This is a genomic window from Dictyobacter vulcani (genome assembly GCF_008974265.1).
Classification (GTDB): Bacteria; Chloroflexota; Ktedonobacteria; order Ktedonobacterales; family Ktedonobacteraceae; genus Dictyobacter; species Dictyobacter vulcani.
On record NZ_BKZW01000004.1, the window covers coordinates 354,988 to 371,463 of the forward strand.

Consider the following 16,476-nt stretch of genomic DNA (forward strand, 5'->3'; position numbering starts at 1 on the left):
ACCCGTGCTCATGCTTTCATCCCTCTGGCTTGTCATCGGCCTGGTTATCGGCCTCATCTGTCTGGCCGCCCACCTGCAACCTCAAGCGTGGTCCAGAGCGTCCTGGCCGTTTCTATTGATTATCAGTGGTGGGTCAGGGTATCTGGGAGGCTGGCTGGGTGTCTGGCTCTTCGGACGGCTCTTTGCACCCTTCGCCGCCCTCTGGATCGCCATTCTGGCCAGCCTCCTGATCCCGCGTCTGCTGGTACTGCTGCGCCAGCAGACGTTGAGGAAAGCTACTGAGTGAGGTCCTGGCGCTGGAAGATGAACATGGCCAGCCCGAGGAAGATCAGGGTATAGAGCGCAATGCCAATCGCAGCCACGGTCGGCGAAGCCTGCGTTGACGCAAATGGGGACGGATTGGCGGTCTGCGTCGTGGTGTTTAACGTGTCGATGGATTGAGCCAGCCCGCTGGGCAGATAGGCGATGATGCGCGCCACAGTCTCATTGAACAGGCCACCAATCTGTGCAACCAGGGATTCAATCACCAGTGAATAGACCAGGCCGATGCTGATAGCTGCAGCCGTCGAACGCGTGAGCACGGCCAGCAAGAAGGTCAGACTGATATAGGGTAATAATGTATAGAATGTGCGCAAATAGCTTAGCAGTATCTGTGCAACATCAAGATTTTCTGTATGCAACGTGCCCTGGATTGCGTATGAGCAAATGAGAGTCACCAGACTGGAAGTTACTAACGCGACCACTGTCATAAACAGGGCATTGCCGACCAGGATCAGCCATTTAGCTACCATCAACATTGGTCGTGGCAGGCCCTGGCTCAGCCACAACTGGATGGTGCGCCAGTTGAACTCGCGGGCCACCATCACGCTGACCAGTATGATCAGCAGGATTTTTCCCAGCGAGGACAGCCAGCCGAGTCCGAAATCTGGTCCCTGTGGCCAGGTGATGGTCAGGGCCGCGCCTCTGGTGGTTTCAGATATCCCCTGCACTATAAAGAGCAGGCCCACGATCAGTATGATTGCTACGACCAGAATGGCGATCTCGATCCAGAAGAAAGGACGTCGCACGCTTTTCTGATACTCCATACGCAAGATGTTATAGAACATATGCTATTTTTTCTTTCTATACCCAATGTCACCAATGGATCAATAGATATCAATAATTGCAAGAAAAACTATTTCGTTAAGGTCAGGAAGACGCTCTCCAGGTCTGGTTTTGTAATCGAAACCTCCTCTGGTATGGCATGTTCCTGAACCAACTTCTCGATGACCAGTGAGCTTGCCACGCCCTGGACATAGACAAATTGTTCCTTTGTCTCGATCGAATGGGCATTTTCCAGTTGTTCGAGAATCTTGACCGTGGCTGTAGTGTCATTGGTGTGGATAGATACAATTGGATCTGTTTTCAAGAGCTCCGCAATGGATCCCTGGGCGATCAGGTTGCCTTTTTGCACGACCGCCACGCGATCACAGATCTGCTCCACTTCATGCATCAAATGGCTACTGAGGAAGATCGTCACGCCCTGTTCCGCCAGCGAGCGCAACAACTGCCGAATCTCCAGCATACCGGCAGGATCCATGCCATTGGTTGGCTCATCCAGGATCAACAGTTCGGGTTGATTGAGCAGTGCCAGCGCGATACCCAGGCGCTGTTTCATACCCAGCGAGAAGGTTTTGGCTTTGCGGTCCGCTACGGTATAGAGATCTACCAGCTTTAAGGTTTCATCGATGCGACTGGCGGGCAAATCCGGACGCATCGTGGCCATCATTTCCAGATTCTGGCGTGCGGTGAAAGGAAGCAACAGGGCCGGTGAGCCTACCATCATGCCCACGCGGCGCAACACATTATTCTGTTCAGGTGTGACCACCTCGTCAAATATCTTGATCTCGCCTGCGGTAGGACGCATCAAGCCCAGGATCATACTGATCGTGGTGGTTTTGCCGGAACCATTGGGTCCCAGGAAGCCAAAGATCTCTGCTCGCTTTACACTCAAAGAAACATCCTCGACGGCCTTAACCGCACCAAAATGTTTTTTCAGCTGATTCGTCTCTAAAACTATTTCAGTTTCCATAAATCTTCTTTCTTTACCTCATACGAAAGTTGTGTAGAGAATATATTATCTGCCAGCGCATGGTTTTGCCGCGAATGTGCTCTCCCCATAATACGCGAGTCAGGCACAACTGGCAATAAGCTACAAAGCTATTTCTTCGCCAACAGCATCTCAGACACGATCAAGGATTACCAAAAGTCAGGTTGGTCTGAGATCAGGTGGCGGCGGCCATGAGAAAAATTGGGGCGCTGGTAACGTTTATTGATTGCAGCATTTCTGTTACAATAGTAAGCAGATTGATGGAAACGAGGAAATGAGCTTATGCGGCCAGAGAGCCGTTCCATGCGTGACAGTATTTTAGCGGCAGCAGTACAACTTTTTGCCCAATATGGCTATCATGCCGCCCCTTTACGCGACATCGCGCGCATCGCTGGTATTCAGGCGGCGAGTATTTATCATCATTATCCCAGTAAGCAGGCCTTGCTGGTCGAGATCATGGAGACGCATATGCAGCGTCTGAATACCAGTCTGGAATATATTTTGAAGGAGACAGATGATCCTCTCCAACGCCTGCACGATGCCATCGCTAACCATATCCGTCTGCATACGACCTACAAAGCGGAATTTTTTATTATTGACACTGAGATGCGGGCCCTGGAAGAAGAGCACCGGCCCTATATCCTGGGCCTGCGTGACAAATATGAAGCCTTGCTCCAGGAACTGTTACTGGATGGCATGGAGCGCGATGTGTTTCGCCGCAGCGATGTCAAGATCGCATCCTATGCCATGATCGCTATGTGTACCGAAGTTGCCACCTGGTTCCGCCCCGATGGCCGACTCAGTGTCCAGCAGGTAATCACCATCTATCGCCAATTCATCACCGAAGGACTGCTACACACGCCAGAGGTCGTCGCGCACATGCCAGACGGGGCAGGCCACCTGCTTTAAGCGCATTACCGCATCGCTAAGGTACCAGGCAGAATAGCTGAACCGTACTAAAGTCCACATTGGCATACCCTGGACCAATGCTGTCCGTAGATTCTCAACAGGAGCCAAAAAGAAACGCGAAGCTCACAGCTTCGTTTATACTATATATATTGAAACAAGGGAGCGCCTTATTGCTATGGGAAGTGAAAAGAAGTACCAGAGGAGATATGTAAAACTTCTGGTCTCGATGGCTTTACTACTACTCGTACTCATAAGTAGTAGTGTCATTTTTGCTGAAAAAATCAGGGGAGATGGAGATGAGAATACGCACGTGAGAGCAACGGCAACCAGAGCGGTTACCAGTGTTGCCACCACGCCAGCAGTGACACCGTCTGCCACCGCCAGCAGCACCGTGACGGCCACCGCCACACCGACCACCCTTTTTCATGAAGATTTCCTTGATAATCACAACGGCTGGGCGATCTCGAGTACCTCTGGCTATATCCGTGCTGTCTCAGACAACAAGCTCACACTGGCTGTCAGCGATCATAAAATCTTGATCGAGAACGTGCCCTCTGTCGGCCAGATCGGTGATTATGTGCTTAATTTCAGCTATGTACTGGATCAGGTCGACAAAAACGACAAGATGGGCATCTATCTACGCGGCGATAGCAATCTGGACCATGATTATCGCATCGATATTTTTGGGAATAACACCATTACCATCAACAAAGAATATCTGGATGACAATAAGTTGCCGCAGAATGATGAGCTGAGCCGGATCAGCAAGATCCCGTCGATGAAACCCATTGGCCGTGAAAATCATATCCAGGTCGTAATGAACGGCCCTCGAATCACCGTCAAAGTCAATGGAGCCGAGATCGCGAGCACCGATGACTATGATTACACCAAAGGCCAGGTCGCGCTCTTTGTTAACAACGGCCAGTCATCAGATCAGGCCATGGCCTCATTTCTCAGCATGGACGTCCAATCCATCGTTGATCCTCTGCCTGGCCTGACGCCTACACCTCCCAACACCGAGACTCCCACGGAAACGGCCACAGCCACGCCGTCCGCCACCCCTAAACCGTGACGGCACCGTGTCCCGTAGGTTCGAGGCATGCCCTCGATTGCCTCGACCAATGATAATCTGGCCCCAAGGCGATCACGGCATGCCCTCGATTGCCCCGGCCAACGTCAACGGCTTGCAAAACATGTGTGATGATGCATTGCGAGGTGATATAATTGCATCTGGATAATTACGCGCCAGACGCGTAATTGTGGATTTCCATCTTGAAGAAAGCAGGGTCCAAACAATCTATGTGACACTCCGCACGCCCTGAAGGGGCGGCGGCTTCTTGCACTCCTACGTAGTCGGCCCCCTGAGTCGGTGCCTCGTTGAGGCAACTCGTTGAAGACCGTAGTGGGTGAGGAATACACTCAAGCACAGATCCACACATCTGCTCGCTTGAAGGGCGGTGCCATGCCTGTTCACCGTTTCATGCCGTACCCGACGGGTGTGCAGCCAACGTCGGGTGTTTGGCGACCTGGAAAGGGTGAACACCTTTCTCTTTCGAAAACTGATGCATGCATCAGTGGGAGGCTTTTCTTGAACGATTTTGCCTGGCAACACTTCCTAAGGCCGTACAGCCTGTGCTGTCGTGCCTTCGTTGCACCTATGCAGTATAATCCAACCATGCATTCTATGCAACAAGCAAGGGCTAAAGCCCACGAGAAACCCGCCTATCCGCCTGGGTTTAAACCACAGCGGCTTGCGGCGGGTTACGCTTTTGTCACACATGTCTGATCAACAGTATTTATTGAGCAATCAGTATAATGATTCCGTGCGCCTCAATGCGCGTATCCAGCTCCACGAACGCTTCAGCACCAATCCCAGGAATTTGCAGCACTGGATTTTTGAGCAGCTAGTTATTCCGGCTCCATATAATATCCTGGAACTCGGCAGTGGTCCTGGCCCATTGTGGAGCAAGAATCTGGTGTACATCCCGATCGAGTGGCAGATCACGCTCTCGGATTTCTCGGAGGGTATGTTGGAGGATACCCGACGTAATCTGGGCACGGAGCGTTTCCATTATGCCGTGGTCGATGCCCAGTCTATTCCTTTCGCGGATAATACCTTCGATGCCGTTATCGCCAACCATATGCTCTACCACGTCCCCGATCTTGCCCGCGCCTTTGCCGAGGTACGCCGTGTACTCACTCTGAATGGGCATTTCTATGCCGTTACCAATGGCAGCGAACATCTGCGTGAGATCAAACAATTCTGTGAGCGTGCCGGCATCGTGCTCAATGGCGTCCTTGGCTCAGCTGGTGCAATATCCTTTAGCCTGCAAAATGGTACCGAGCAACTGGCACCCTGGTTCCCACATGTTGAGCTGCGGCGCATGGAGAACAACCTCTCGGTAACCGAAGCCGAGCCATTGCTCGCCTTCATCCTCTCCTGCTTTGCGCCTGGCAGCATCACCGCAGACCAGCTCGACACCCTGCGCACCATGATCGATCAGGAACTCGCTCAACACGGCTCAATCCACATCACCAAAGAAACCGGCCTGTTCATCGCCTCGTAGCCTTCAGCCATGAAGGCCAATACGTTTCACTTAGCGAGACGTTGAGAGAAGGTTCGACGTGACCAGCAAGCCATGTGTACGTCGAGTGGGCGCCACACGCGGAGGCCGCCCTGCTGCGTTTGCGCAGGCCAGCGTGCACGAACGACTTCGCAGTGCTGTGGCGCCTCCAGGGATCGTGTGTGCCGTGGCCTGCTCGCACAGCAACGTGGTGGGAGAGCGGGTGGATCCTCCCGTACCTTCTCGAAGAGGATCACGACACAGGATCCGTCGCGGTGGAGGCGCCACAGGCATGCGCTGCTCGTTGAGCCCCTCGCTCCACCATCACGCCGCATGCCGGCCTCCGCGTGTGGCGCCCACTCGACGTATGATTCGCCGCTTTTCTCCACCATATTTTTATGGTCACTTAAGCCTTTTTCTGGACGAGATTGACGAAAGCATCTGAGCCGATCAGAGGCCCAGTGACTTCAAAGGATCAAGAAAAGCGAACAGGTAGGTTCGACCCAAAGGGTCGAACCTACACGTTTTACCTCTCTTGATCCTTTGAGAAGGTATTCCTTCACCGTCATGCTATCATTTCAGCCATTCAATCCCTTAAGTGAAAAGTATTAGCCGTGAAGGCTGCCGCTACATGAGGTTGGTTATTGATCGTAGATGAAGATGACGAGTGCGTCGAGTGCGAAGGCGCCACGTACGATTTCTCCGCTGAGCTTATGCGGGCCGGGCTCAAGATTATCCTGGTGATAGATGATGGTCTGGGGCTGTTGTTCAAGGTCCTGACTGGTGTCTTTGCGTTGTACATAACGATCATCAATATAGATGTCGATAATGCCTTGAGCCGAGGCGGTGTCGGAGAGGATGGCGATGCCAAAGCCGGTGAACTCATACTCGAAGGCGGCACCTTCACTATTGGTGTAGTGTGTGTTGCCGCCGTAGTCGCCAGATTTGTGTCCCTGTTGCTCTGAGCGTGTTTCCCAGCTTCCATGATAGGTGATATCCGGATGGTCATCGTTGATGGTGATGCGGCGGACGCTCTGGCTGATCTGGCTTGAGGTGCGTGCCCGCAGTCTGTTGGCCTCGTTTTTGCGTTGCTCGAATTTCATCAGGAACGTGGTGTAGTTCCTGATGGTTTCCAGGATCGCGGGCGTGAAGCGGTCGCTGGTAATCTCGTCACGGCGCGAGCTGATGGCCTTTTTATAATATTCTTCGGCCTGGCGATACTTTTCCTGGTGTTCATACAGGGAGGCCAGATTATTGTAATCCAGCGTCAGGGTGTCCGCGGAAATCGTGTTTAGCTGCTCATCCAGGGCGATGGCGCGTAGATAGCATTTCTCGGCTTCCTCAAAATCTGAGGTCTCCTCCAGATATTTGCCGACTTTGCTGAGGAGTTGCGCGACCTCGGGAAAATCAAGCTGCCAGTTGTTGGCGATATCCAGGGCTGTCTGGGCATGAACATAATATTTTCGCGCCACGATCCGTGTGCGCAGCCAGTCGCTGGCAGAGATGTTTGGAAAGGTGGCATTGATCAGCAGGACCGTACTTTCCGCCCAGGTGTGCTGTAACAGGGGATGCAGGCTTTCCTTGATGACGTCCTGGACGAGGCGGTGGATGGTGAGTGTATGTGAGTGGTCGGTCTTGCGCAGAATGGAGTATTTGCGTAATTCTGCGATGGCTTGATCCAGCGCGACCGGATCGCTGAAGGAGTTGCGGAGCGCAAAGCCGAGGGCCTGGGCACCCTGCTGGATCAGCTCGCGGTAAATGGCATCGGGATGCAGGAAGGCACAGAGGTAGAGCAGGTCGCGTGCGACCTCGCTATGTTGCTGGATCTTCTGGAAGGCCAGGTTCCAGGTGGTGGCGGTCGGTTCTGGATGATCGAGTGCGGACCCACCGCGCTGATTCAATAGACGACTGCGTTGCTGCTTGAAAAGCCGTAGATAGTGTCCCAGGTCACAGCCGGTCTCCTCGATATACGAGCCCGCCTGATCCAGTGCCAGGGGAATCCCATCGATCAGCTGAGCGATTTCCGCGGCCAGCTGGCATTGAGCGGTTTCAGCGTCCGCCAGCTGTCCATCGGGAGGCAGGACATTGGTGCGACGTAGCAAAAACAGCGTACCCTCCTGCTTGTTCAGGTTGTCCAGCTCAAAGATCTGGCGATCTGTGTGAGGATCTGGAGTCGTGACGTAATCAGTACGCGTGTCTCGCCTAGCTGGGTAATCAGCCGTGCCAGCGTAGCCAGATCCTGGACATCATCGAGGTTATCAATAATGAGCAGACAGGTTGGATGCTGCCGGAACCACTTTTTGGTGAAATGGCCTGTGTTATTGCTTGTGCTATCCGCCGTCTGCCCACCCTCAGTTAATAGGCCAGTCGTAAACGGCAACGAAGTAAAGTCCGCGCTCATGACCTCGCTGGAATCGCCACGGATCCAGAAGACGCCTTGATACTGTGCCCGATAGGCATAGGCATATTCCGTCACGAACTGTGTTTTCCCGATGCCGCCCAGACCTGTAATGGCTACTACATGGGAGAGTTTCCGCGATCCAAAAAGCCGATTATGCAGCTGCTCCAGGGTCTGGCTGCGACCGACAAAAAATGGATTGCGCTGAAACGGCACATTCCAGGGGCGCTCCTGGAGCTCATCCTCGACCTCGGCTGGAACGGCCAGACTGCCAGGAAGTTGTTCTGTGGCGACGTTGAGGTGACGTGTGTATTCTTTGATCACGTTGTGCGAGGCGCGAATATTGCCATTTTCGATGGCCGACAAGTAGGTTTTTGAGTAACCAGTTTTGGCCGCCATCTGGGTAAGTGTCACATTCTGGAGCTGCCGTTGCTCTCTGAGGAACGCGCCAACCACCTGTTCTTGCTCATTACCGACCTTAATAGGATTATCTTTCCTGCCCACACGCTCTATCCTTCTAGCTGGTGATTTTTGTTATCAGCGATGAAAAAATTGTTTTAAAACTATCCAATAGTTGTTCAGTCTCTGGTGTGTAGTATTTACAATTATAGTAACAATTTTCTCTAGACAGATAGAAATAGCCCACATACAATACAATAGTAGCACGAAAAAATTGTTTTACAACAATTTATGCCCACCCATAATGTGACCGCTTGAACCTGCGGGATGGGTTCCGTGGGCCGAGATAATCGACCGTGTGGGAGAATACCGTATGCCAATGTTTTTTGTAATGATACTCTACATATTGCTTTTAGTTTTGCGCGTTGCCTATCTGCTGGTGGAGTTTATCGGCCATCGTTTAGTCGATCGCTATCCTTTATTGCACCATCGGCCACGGTCGCAACTTGTCAATATTGTAGTCTCCAGTAAGCGCAAAGCTTTGCTGCAGAAAAAGTTACTGGAATTGTAAGGTCTGGCTGTCGCGAATAACGTTATATATACATGAATTATGCTCTATATTATTATACTTCCTATCCAGAGGCTCTGGCTACTAATCAGTAGCCAGGGCTTTCCAATTCTCTTTTTGTCCCGCCTTCGGCGGGAGAAGAGGGAGGAGATGCGAGGACTGACATGCTCCCAGCATGTCTGCCATCGCGCTCCGGCAAGGGGCTGGCCGCCCTTGCATCCCCGCTTGCAACGAGAATTGGAAAGCCCTGTCAGTAGCCAGGGTTTGTGTTTGCCAGCGGTTGTGGGTGTGCGGTTTGCAGGAAGCGGGCGACGTAGCGGCCGAGGATATCGGTTTCAAGATTGAGGAGCATACCCGGGTGTGCCTGGCCGAGGTTGGTTTGCTGGCGTGTGTAGGGGATGAGGGAAATGGAGAAGCGGTCGGTCCAGACGTCGACGATGGTCAGGCTGACACCGTTGAGGGCGATAAAGCCTTTGGGGATGACATAGCTCTGGAGTTCTGCTGGGAGTTCGATCACGACATCCAGCCCGATACCATCTTCTTGTGTGCTCAGGATGGGGGCGCAGGCCTCGATGTGCCCCTGGACCATGTGGCCGCCGATGCGACCGTTGGCGAGCAGGGAGCGTTCCAGGTTGACGCTGTCCCCGGGTTGCAGGCTGCCAAGGCGGGTGCGGCGCAGGGTTTCGGGCATCGTATCCACGCGAAACCAGTCCTCGCCCTTGGCGGTTACGGTCAGGCAGGTACCGTCAACAGCTACGCTATCCTTGATCGCGACATCCTGTAATATCTGGTGGGCCGTGATGACCAATCCGGTCTCTTCACGCGCTAATAAACTGCCCTGTTCTTCGACAATACCTGTAAACATCGTTCGGTTGCTCCTTCAATATTCTCTTTATGCATCGCGATATTTGAGTTGCTGGATCGTGCAGGCCATTTCTACGGCGGCCTGGGCGAACTCGGTGCCGCGTGGGATGCGTTCCTCGGCCTGCTGGGTGGTCTCGGCGCAGAGGACGCCAAAGATAATCGGGATCCCGCTGTCGAGGCGACGCGCTGGACCCCCTGGGCGGCGGCGTCTCCGACGAGGATGTCGTGGCGGGTGGCGCCCTTCATGACGCAGCCGATGCAGATCAGGGCATCGTAGCGCTGGGGCGTGCTGAGCATGGCCTGGGCGACTGTAGCCAGCTCATAGGCTCCTGGCGCATGTACAACCTCGATCTGCTCGGGCGCGACATGCAGCCGGACCAGTTCTTCATAGGCCAGGGCCAGCAGGGCCCCGGTGACCGGCCAGTTATAGCGTGCCGCTACAATGCCAACTTTGAGTCCACTACCATTCAGCTCGGTGGGCGCTGGCGTCCCTAAAAATGATGCTTGCATCTACTTTTTACTTTCTTGCTCGTGCTAACCACATGTTTAAACAAGGGTGCTGTGTTCTGGATAGGTTTGTTTGAGTGCCTGCGCGTTCAGCAGGTGTCCCATGCGCAGCGACTTGGTTTGCAGATAGCGAATATTGTCGCTGGTCGGCGTGATCTCCAGCGGGACGCGCTCCACGCGAATACCTGCGGCGGTCAGCGCCTGAATCTTCTTTGGGCTATTGGTGAGCAGGCGCACATGGCTAATGTGCAGGTCCTGCAGGATCTCGATGGCGCAGGCATAGTTGCGCGCATCAATTGGATATCCCAGTTTCTCGTTGGCCTCGATGGTGTCCAGGCCATGATCCTGGAGCGCATAGGCCTGCAGCTTGCCGGCCAGTCCGATGCCACGTCCCTCATGGGGAAGATAGAGCAGGATGCCGCGTCCCTCGGCGGCGATGGCTTTCAGGGAGGCATGGAGTTGCGCCTGACAATCGCAGCGCTGCGAGCCCAGGATATCCCGGTGGCGCAGGCCGAATGCAGGCGGACTAGCAGTGGCTTCTCCTGTTTTTCCTCGATATCCCCGAGCGTGAGCGCGAGATACTGTTCGCCGGTGGAGATCTCTTGATAGGCCAGGGTGTTGAACTCGGCCTCTGGCAGGGGGAGCCTGGTTTGAGCCACGCGGCTGACGTGATGCTCACGGCGGAAACGGGCGATGGCCTCCACCGAGATTACCCCGATATCCCAGCGCCGCGCCAGCTCACGTAAGGTCTCACCACGGGCCGCATTTCCGGCCTCATCCAGCACCTCACAGATTACCGCTCCCGGCGTCAGGCCGGCCAGCTGCATCAGGTCCACCGACGCCTCCGTATGCCCGCGCGCTCCAGCGTACCCCCGGGACGCGCCCGCAGCGGAAAGACATGTCCGGTCGTGCCAGGTCCTCGGGCCGGCTGGTTGGATCTACCAGCGTACGGATCGTGTGAGCGCGATCTGAAGCCGAGATGCCGGTGCTGGTGCCGTGGCGTGCATCGACTGAAACCGTGAAGGCCGTACCCTGTAATGGCTCGCCTTCATGGGCGATCAATGGTAGTCGCAAGCTATCCAGGAGCTCGCCGGCCATGGCCACACAGATCAGGCCACAGGCCTCATGCAGCAGGAAATTGATCTTTTCTGGACTGGCAAACTGGGCCGGCAGACACAGGTCGGCCTCATTTTCGCGCCCCTCATCATCACATATCAACAACAGCTTGCCCGCCTGTACGGTCTGAATGGCTTCAGGGACTGAGAGATAATGGAAAAATGTTGTTTCTGGCTTATGATGCATGCTGCTACTCCTCGGCTGTCCGGGTCTTATATGTATGTGTATTTAACTTTTTTCTGTATAATGGACATTACCAGTAATAAAGATATCCTCACCAAACAGGTGTGTCTCACGATCAGAAAGCTGCCAGGCTTTGGACATGACACCCAGGCCGGTGCCGCCAACGGGTGTGGGGCGGTTGCGCCTCCAATGATCTTGGGTGCGATAAAGGCGGCGACTCGATCAACGCAGCGGGCATCAAAGGCACTGCCGAGCAACTGTGAGCCGCCTTCGATCAGCACATGCATATATCCCTGTTGCGCCAGTAGTTGCAGGGCGGCCGCCAGATCAACATGTCCCTGCGCATCAACGGCCACCGTATGCACGCCCGCGCCACAATCCTCCAGCCAGTGATACTGGTCCGGTGTACAGTCATCGCCCACGATAAACCAGGTGCCTCCGGCCAGTCTGGCCTGTAGAAGTTGAAGTCCGGCTGGCAACTGACCATGGGTGGCCATTACCACACGCAGCGGACCAGTGCGTGTGGTCCTGCTGATCGCGCCCGGTGATGCTGCGAGGCGGACCGTGAGCTGTGGATCATCGTGTGAGGCGGTCTGGGAACCAATCATAATAGCATCCACGCGATCGCGTAGATCGTGCACCCAGGCCCGCGATTCCGATCCACTGATCCAGTGGGCATCTCCATGGCCGCTGGCAAGCTTGCCATCCAGGGTCATTGCCCACTTGGCCGTTACATAGGGGCGTTGTCGGGTAATAAAGGTCGCGAAGGGGCGCACCAGCTCTCTGGCCTGCTCAAGGTTCAGGCAGGTGGTTTCGATACCGACTGCCCGCAGCTTTGCCTGCCCACGACCACTCATCTGTGGATTTGGATCAAGGGTGCCGATCACGACCCGCTTGATGCCGGCCGCGATAATGGCATCGGTACAGGGTGGGGTATGGATCGTCACGCAGCATGGCTCCAGCGACACATAGAGCGTCGCCCCTTGCGCTGCCGAGCCTGCCGCTAGCAGTGCTTCTACCTCGGCATGAGGACCATAAGGAGGAGCCGTGGCGCCCTGGCCCACGATTGTGTTCGCCCGTACAACCACCGCACCTACCGGGGGCCGAGGACTGGTTCGACCTTCAACCCGGGCTGCGCACAACAGTGCCTGCTGCATTGCCTCTGTATCATCCACCGACGTATCCTTTGCTATGCTGGAAACAGCACCACTACGCCAACGGGACAGGAAGGGTAAAAAAGAAGGCAGGAGGGGAGAAGGACATGTAGGGGCAACGGTCTCTTCCTGGCAGCCGCAGCATAGCAGAAAGACATGCTTACCTGCAGGCAAGCAATAGCAACAGTCACACCTATCAAAAGAGGCCCAAAGCGAGCGCAAAGCGCCTCTACTGTCTTGTCTTCTCCATCCGGACTATACCGTCGGCCCTGGAACTTCCCCAGGTCCACCAATGTAGCTCTCGCTACAAAAGGTCGCGGGCTTTACCGCCGATCGGGAATTGGAAATAGACTCAGCCATTTCCTCACCCTGCCCCGAAGACAATCATTGTATATAACAAAGAGTAGTGAAAAAACAGCAGTTTGTCAACTCGTATTTTCAAATGCTGGAACGTGCAACTGTATTTCAGCTATGGCGTATTTCGCATGTGGTACACTGACAAAAAACAGTTGAGCCATCAATGCCCATGTCCGATAAGTCCCCTTTTTTACAGGAAAAAGTTTTGCCACAGGGAGGATGCGATGTTTCGTTTAGACCATAAAATTGCGCTGGTGACCGGTGCCGGTTCAGGTATTGGCCGCGAGATTGCGCTGCTCTATGCCCGGCAGGGAGCCTATGTCGTTATCGCGGATATCCAGTTAGCAGCGGCGCAGCGGGTCGTGAATGAGATTACGGCACAGGATGGCCGGGCCCAGGCGGTCCAGCTTGATGTCGCTGACGAAGCTCAGGTGCAGGCTGTTTTTGCCCGTGTGGTGCAGGAACATGGTTGCCTGGACATTCTGGTCAACAATGCTGGCGTCAGCCATGTCGGCAATATTCTGGAGACCAGCCTGGATGATTGGGAGCGTGTGATGAGTGTCAACGCCCGAGGCGTGTTCCTGTGTGCGCGTGAAGCTGTCAGGCTGATGGTGGCCCGGCAGCCGCAGGGTGGGGTGCTCGTCAACATTGCCTCGGTCGCTGGCATGGTCGCCCTCGATCGCCGTCTACCCTATAGCGCCAGCAAGGGAGCCGTCATCAGCCTGACGCGCTCGATCGCCATAGATTTTGCGCAGCAGCACATCCGCGCCAACGCCATCTGTCCCGGCACGGTCCACACACCCTTCGTCGAGGGCTTCCTGGCAAAGAACTTTCCCACGACCAGCGACGAGGAACGCGACAAGCTGCATGCGCGCCAGCCAATCGGGCGCATGGGTAATCCAGACGAGATCGCCCATGCCGCGCTCTATCTGGCCTCCGACGAAGCCGCCTTTGTCACCGGTTCCTCACTGGTCATTGATGGTGGGCTGACAGCCGATAATTCTGTTTTGATTTTCTTATAGTTTTGCCAATGCGAAAATATACAAAAGGATCAAGATGTATGCGGAGTCTGAATAAAATTCGCACGGTGCTGGTGGGTTGTGGAGGTATGAGCGCGGCCTGGTTGCAGGCGGTACGTGAGTTGCGGGAGGTCGAGATCGTAGGCCTGGTGGATATTTTTGCTGATGCGGCCCGCCAGAAGGCTCAGGATTTCCAGTTGCAGGATGCCATTATCAGCACCGATCTGGCCAGCGTGTTGCAGCAGACACAGGTGGATGCGGTCTTTAACTGTACCATTCCCGAGGCCCACTACGAGATTACGATGACCGCCTTGAAGCATGGTTGCCATGTGCTCAGCGAGAAGCCGCTGGCCGATTCCATGGTGCACGCCCGCGAGATGCTGGCGGCCGCGACGCAGGCAGGCAAGATCTTCGCGGTGATCCAGAATCGGCGCTATGATCCGGCTATCCGCAGGATCCAACATTTTCTATCCACACAACAGATTGGTGAACTGACGACGGTCAATAGCGATTTCTACATCGGGGCCCATTTTGGCGGCTTCCGAGAGCATATGGAGCATGTCTTGCTGCTGGATATGGCCATCCATACCTTTGATGCGGCCCGCTTGCTAACCGGGGCTGATCCTGTCTCGATCTATTGCCATGAATGGAATCCCAGCGGCTCCTGGTATGATCGCGATGCTTCCGCGATGGCTATCTTCGAGATGACCGGTGGGATTGTCTACACCTATCGTGGGAGCTGGTGTGCCAACGGCCTCGCCACTACCTGGGAATGTGATTGGCGTTTCATTGGCCAGCGGGGGAGTGTTAGCTGGGACGGTGGAAGCCAGCAGCAGGCTCAGATCGTCAAAGCCACCGGCGGCTTCATCTCCGACTACCAGGACATCGACATCCCCGCCTACGAAACTCAGAACGTCGGCGGCCACGCTGGTCTGATTCGGGAATTCTTTACCTGTATCCAGAATGGTACCCGGCCCGAAACCAGCGCCGCCGACAACATCAAAAGCCTGGCCATGGTCTTCGGCGCTATTGAAAGCGCCGAAAGCGGCCAGAAGGTCAACATTATCTCGTGACGTTCATGCATTCCTGGGCGAACATACGCACGGACTCCAGGTTGGTAGCGGCGTCAACGAAATGGATGAGCAGCTCCTGGATGCCTGCTTCTTCGTATTCGGCGATGCGCTCACGAATCTGGGCGGGTGTGCCAATCAGGCTGGATTTGCGCATGTTGTCGAGGTTGGCACGCTCACTGTCCGTGAGTTTGGCGATGGCCTCTTCCTCTGTTCTGGCAATCGAGCAGGCGTCGACGATAGCGGTGCGGCGGATCGTGTTGTAGTCCCGACCCAGTGCGTCGCAGTGGTCTTTCAGGACCGACAGCTTGTGTTTGATGTTGGCGATATCGCCACCGACGTTACAGGCATCACCATACTGCGCCACCAGTTTCAGCGTGACTTTCTCGCCGCTTCCACCGATCAGCAGGGGAATATGTGGCTTCTGGACACCCTTAGGCTGATTGATTGCCCCACGGACCTGGTAGCGTTTCCCCTCAAAGGTAGCCTCTTCCTGGGTCCACATGGCCAGGATGATCTGGAGGGCCTCACGCAGCATGCGCAGGCGCTCGGAGCATCAGGATAGTCATAGCCATAGGCCTTATACTCATGCTCATACCAGCCCGCGCCAATGCCAAAGTCCAGGCGACCATGGCTGAGCACATCCACCGTACTGGCCATCTTGGCCAGCAGGGCCGGATTGCGATAGCTGTTGCAGGTCACGATCTGTCCAATGCGTACCGTTTGGTGTCACGAGCCAGGGCAGCCGTGCTGGTCCAGCATTCAAAGGTTACTTCTTGCGTTGGCGTCGGAACCGTATGAAAGTGATCATACAGCCAGATCGAATAATAGCCCTGTGCCTCAGCCTCCTGCGCCACGCGCGTCATGGCCTCATAGGCCTCAACCGGATCGCTGATCCCCACCAGATCCATACGCCATCCCTGTGGAACGATAACCCCATAATCCATGGTAAATGAAACTCCTTCGCTACTGTAAAAAGAAAATATTCAATCTTTTATCTTTATAGCCTACGCCATCTCCAATCAGAATGCAAACGCGCTCGTCATGCTGGCGCACAGAGTATCTTATTGCCAGTCCCACTAAAATATTTTAATACGGATAACAATAAAATTAAGCTTAAAGGATTGCATAATCGTGCTCATGGCGGCGTTGCTACAAATAAAATGGAAACATGTGGAGGTTGAAAGAATTCTTCTGAGGGCATATAATCAGATTAATGTATTTAATGGATAAGAAACTCTTTTGCTTTATGCGGTTTTTTTAAAAGCAAGCAAGGGTA

15 protein-coding genes, 3 pseudogenes and 1 riboswitch are annotated in these 16,476 nt (G+C 54.5%); of the genes and pseudogenes, 7 read left to right on the forward strand and 11 right to left on the reverse strand.

Annotated elements, in window-relative coordinates:
- The first annotated feature begins 4 nt into the window (after positions 1–4).
- Positions 5–286, forward strand: coding sequence for a hypothetical protein (locus KDW_RS28825; RefSeq protein ID WP_151759358.1), 282 nt, complete (start codon positions 5–7; stop codon positions 284–286).
- On the opposite strand, the gene KDW_RS28830 is transcribed toward KDW_RS28825, so the two are convergent.
- On the reverse strand, positions 276–1,106 hold the full coding sequence (locus KDW_RS28830) for an ABC transporter permease (RefSeq protein WP_151759359.1): 831 nt from the start codon (positions 1,104–1,106) through the stop codon (positions 276–278). The genes KDW_RS28825 and KDW_RS28830 overlap by 11 nt on opposite strands.
- 68 nt (positions 1,107–1,174) lie before the next feature.
- Complete coding sequence (locus KDW_RS28835; protein ID WP_151759360.1) at positions 1,175–2,071, reverse strand: ABC transporter ATP-binding protein; 897 nt, start codon at positions 2,069–2,071, stop codon at positions 1,175–1,177.
- A 321-nt stretch (positions 2,072–2,392) separates the two neighbouring features.
- On the opposite strand from KDW_RS28835, the gene KDW_RS28840 reads away from it, so the two are divergent.
- From KDW_RS28840 to KDW_RS28850, 3 genes are all read left to right on the forward strand, one after another.
- A complete protein-coding gene (locus KDW_RS28840) occupies positions 2,393–2,998 on the forward strand; it encodes a TetR/AcrR family transcriptional regulator (RefSeq protein WP_162005709.1) in 606 nt (201 codons plus the stop codon).
- A gap of 175 nt (positions 2,999–3,173) precedes the next feature.
- Positions 3,174–4,070, forward strand: coding sequence for a LamG domain-containing protein (locus tag KDW_RS28845; RefSeq protein WP_151759362.1), 897 nt, complete (start codon positions 3,174–3,176; stop codon positions 4,068–4,070).
- 706 nt (positions 4,071–4,776) lie between these two features.
- A complete protein-coding gene (locus KDW_RS28850) occupies positions 4,777–5,565 on the forward strand; it encodes a class I SAM-dependent methyltransferase (protein WP_151759363.1) in 789 nt (262 codons plus the stop codon).
- A gap of 30 nt (positions 5,566–5,595) precedes the next feature.
- Here KDW_RS28850 and KDW_RS28855 read toward each other — a convergent pair whose 3' ends face one another.
- The 3 genes from KDW_RS28855 to KDW_RS28865 all read right to left on the reverse strand — a co-directional run bounded on the left by KDW_RS28855 (position 5,596) and on the right by KDW_RS28865 (position 8,464).
- Positions 5,596–5,856, reverse strand: coding sequence for a hypothetical protein (locus KDW_RS28855; RefSeq protein WP_162005710.1), 261 nt, complete (start codon positions 5,854–5,856; stop codon positions 5,596–5,598).
- Between the two features lie 347 nt (positions 5,857–6,203).
- On the reverse strand, positions 6,204–7,664 hold the full coding sequence (locus KDW_RS28860) for a tetratricopeptide repeat protein (RefSeq protein ID WP_162005711.1): 1,461 nt from the start codon (positions 7,662–7,664) through the stop codon (positions 6,204–6,206).
- Positions 7,665–7,687: 23 nt separating this feature from the next.
- Positions 7,688–8,464 (reverse strand): helix-turn-helix domain-containing protein, encoded by a 777-nt coding sequence (locus KDW_RS28865; RefSeq protein WP_151759366.1) that lies wholly within the window; start codon positions 8,462–8,464, stop codon positions 7,688–7,690.
- Positions 8,465–8,732: 268 nt separating this feature from the next.
- Here KDW_RS28865 and KDW_RS28870 point away from each other — a divergent pair, with 268 nt between their 5' ends.
- Positions 8,733–8,930 carry a hypothetical protein gene (locus tag KDW_RS28870; protein ID WP_151759367.1) on the forward strand — a complete coding sequence of 66 codons (198 nt, stop codon included), beginning with the start codon at positions 8,733–8,735 and terminating at the stop codon, positions 8,928–8,930.
- Between the two features lie 247 nt (positions 8,931–9,177).
- Here KDW_RS28870 and KDW_RS28875 read toward each other — a convergent pair whose 3' ends face one another.
- From KDW_RS28875 to ribD, 5 genes and pseudogenes are all read right to left on the reverse strand, one after another.
- On the reverse strand, positions 9,178–9,792 hold the full coding sequence (locus KDW_RS28875) for a riboflavin synthase (protein WP_151759368.1): 615 nt from the start codon (positions 9,790–9,792) through the stop codon (positions 9,178–9,180).
- A 27-nt stretch (positions 9,793–9,819) separates the two neighbouring features.
- Positions 9,820–10,301: pseudogene (gene ribH / locus KDW_RS36280) on the reverse strand (6,7-dimethyl-8-ribityllumazine synthase).
- A gap of 36 nt (positions 10,302–10,337) precedes the next feature.
- Positions 10,338–11,125, reverse strand: a pseudogene (gene ribA / locus KDW_RS36285) (GTP cyclohydrolase II).
- Positions 11,085–11,600, reverse strand: a complete 516-nt coding sequence (locus KDW_RS33325; RefSeq protein ID WP_198925653.1) for a 3,4-dihydroxy-2-butanone-4-phosphate synthase — start codon at positions 11,598–11,600, stop codon at positions 11,085–11,087. The pseudogene ribA and the gene KDW_RS33325 overlap by 41 nt, the downstream one beginning before the upstream one ends.
- A gap of 26 nt (positions 11,601–11,626) precedes the next feature.
- The gene (gene ribD, locus KDW_RS28890) at positions 11,627–12,772 is read right to left on the reverse strand and encodes a bifunctional diaminohydroxyphosphoribosylaminopyrimidine deaminase/5-amino-6-(5-phosphoribosylamino)uracil reductase RibD (protein WP_233097985.1); all 1,146 of its coding nucleotides are present in this window, start codon (positions 12,770–12,772) and stop codon (positions 11,627–11,629) included.
- 214 nt (positions 12,773–12,986) lie between these two features.
- A riboswitch (FMN riboswitch) is annotated at positions 12,987–13,137 on the reverse strand.
- Positions 13,138–13,332: 195 nt separating this feature from the next.
- On the opposite strand from ribD, the gene KDW_RS28895 reads away from it, so the two are divergent.
- Entirely contained in the window at positions 13,333–14,130 is a 798-nt protein-coding gene (locus KDW_RS28895; RefSeq protein ID WP_151759370.1) for an SDR family NAD(P)-dependent oxidoreductase, read from the forward strand.
- Positions 14,131–14,168: 38 nt separating this feature from the next.
- On the forward strand, positions 14,169–15,200 hold the full coding sequence (locus KDW_RS28900) for a Gfo/Idh/MocA family protein (protein ID WP_151759371.1): 1,032 nt from the start codon (positions 14,169–14,171) through the stop codon (positions 15,198–15,200).
- Here the strand turns inward: KDW_RS28900 and KDW_RS33330 are convergent.
- Positions 15,190–16,144 (reverse strand): annotated as a pseudogene (locus KDW_RS33330) (LLM class F420-dependent oxidoreductase). The gene KDW_RS28900 and the pseudogene KDW_RS33330 sit on opposite strands and share 11 nt — an antisense overlap.
- Between the last annotated feature and the right edge of the window lie 332 nt (positions 16,145–16,476).

What these genes read in the sequence shown, in the direction of transcription:
- KDW_RS28830 (WP_151759359.1), bottom strand. Translation starts at nt 1,106, where the DNA reads ATGTTCTATAACATCTTGCGTATGGAGTATCAGAAAAGCGTGCGACGT.
- KDW_RS28835 (WP_151759360.1), bottom strand. Translation starts at nt 2,071, where the DNA reads ATGGAAACTGAAATAGTTTTAGAGACGAATCAGCTGAAAAAACATTTT.
- KDW_RS28850 (WP_151759363.1), top strand. Translation starts at nt 4,777, where the DNA reads ATGTCTGATCAACAGTATTTATTGAGCAATCAGTATAATGATTCCGTG.
- KDW_RS28895 (WP_151759370.1), top strand. Translation starts at nt 13,333, where the DNA reads ATGTTTCGTTTAGACCATAAAATTGCGCTGGTGACCGGTGCCGGTTCA.
- KDW_RS33325 (WP_198925653.1), bottom strand. Translation starts at nt 11,600, where the DNA reads ATGCATCATAAGCCAGAAACAACATTTTTCCATTATCTCTCAGTCCCT.
- KDW_RS28875 (WP_151759368.1), bottom strand. Translation starts at nt 9,792, where the DNA reads ATGTTTACAGGTATTGTCGAAGAACAGGGCAGTTTATTAGCGCGTGAA.
- KDW_RS28870 (WP_151759367.1), top strand. Translation starts at nt 8,733, where the DNA reads ATGCCAATGTTTTTTGTAATGATACTCTACATATTGCTTTTAGTTTTG.
- KDW_RS28900 (WP_151759371.1), top strand. Translation starts at nt 14,169, where the DNA reads ATGCGGAGTCTGAATAAAATTCGCACGGTGCTGGTGGGTTGTGGAGGT.
- KDW_RS28840 (WP_162005709.1), top strand. Translation starts at nt 2,393, where the DNA reads ATGCGTGACAGTATTTTAGCGGCAGCAGTACAACTTTTTGCCCAATAT.
- KDW_RS28855 (WP_162005710.1), bottom strand. Translation starts at nt 5,856, where the DNA reads ATGCCTGTGGCGCCTCCACCGCGACGGATCCTGTGTCGTGATCCTCTT.
- KDW_RS28845 (WP_151759362.1), top strand. Translation starts at nt 3,174, where the DNA reads ATGGGAAGTGAAAAGAAGTACCAGAGGAGATATGTAAAACTTCTGGTC.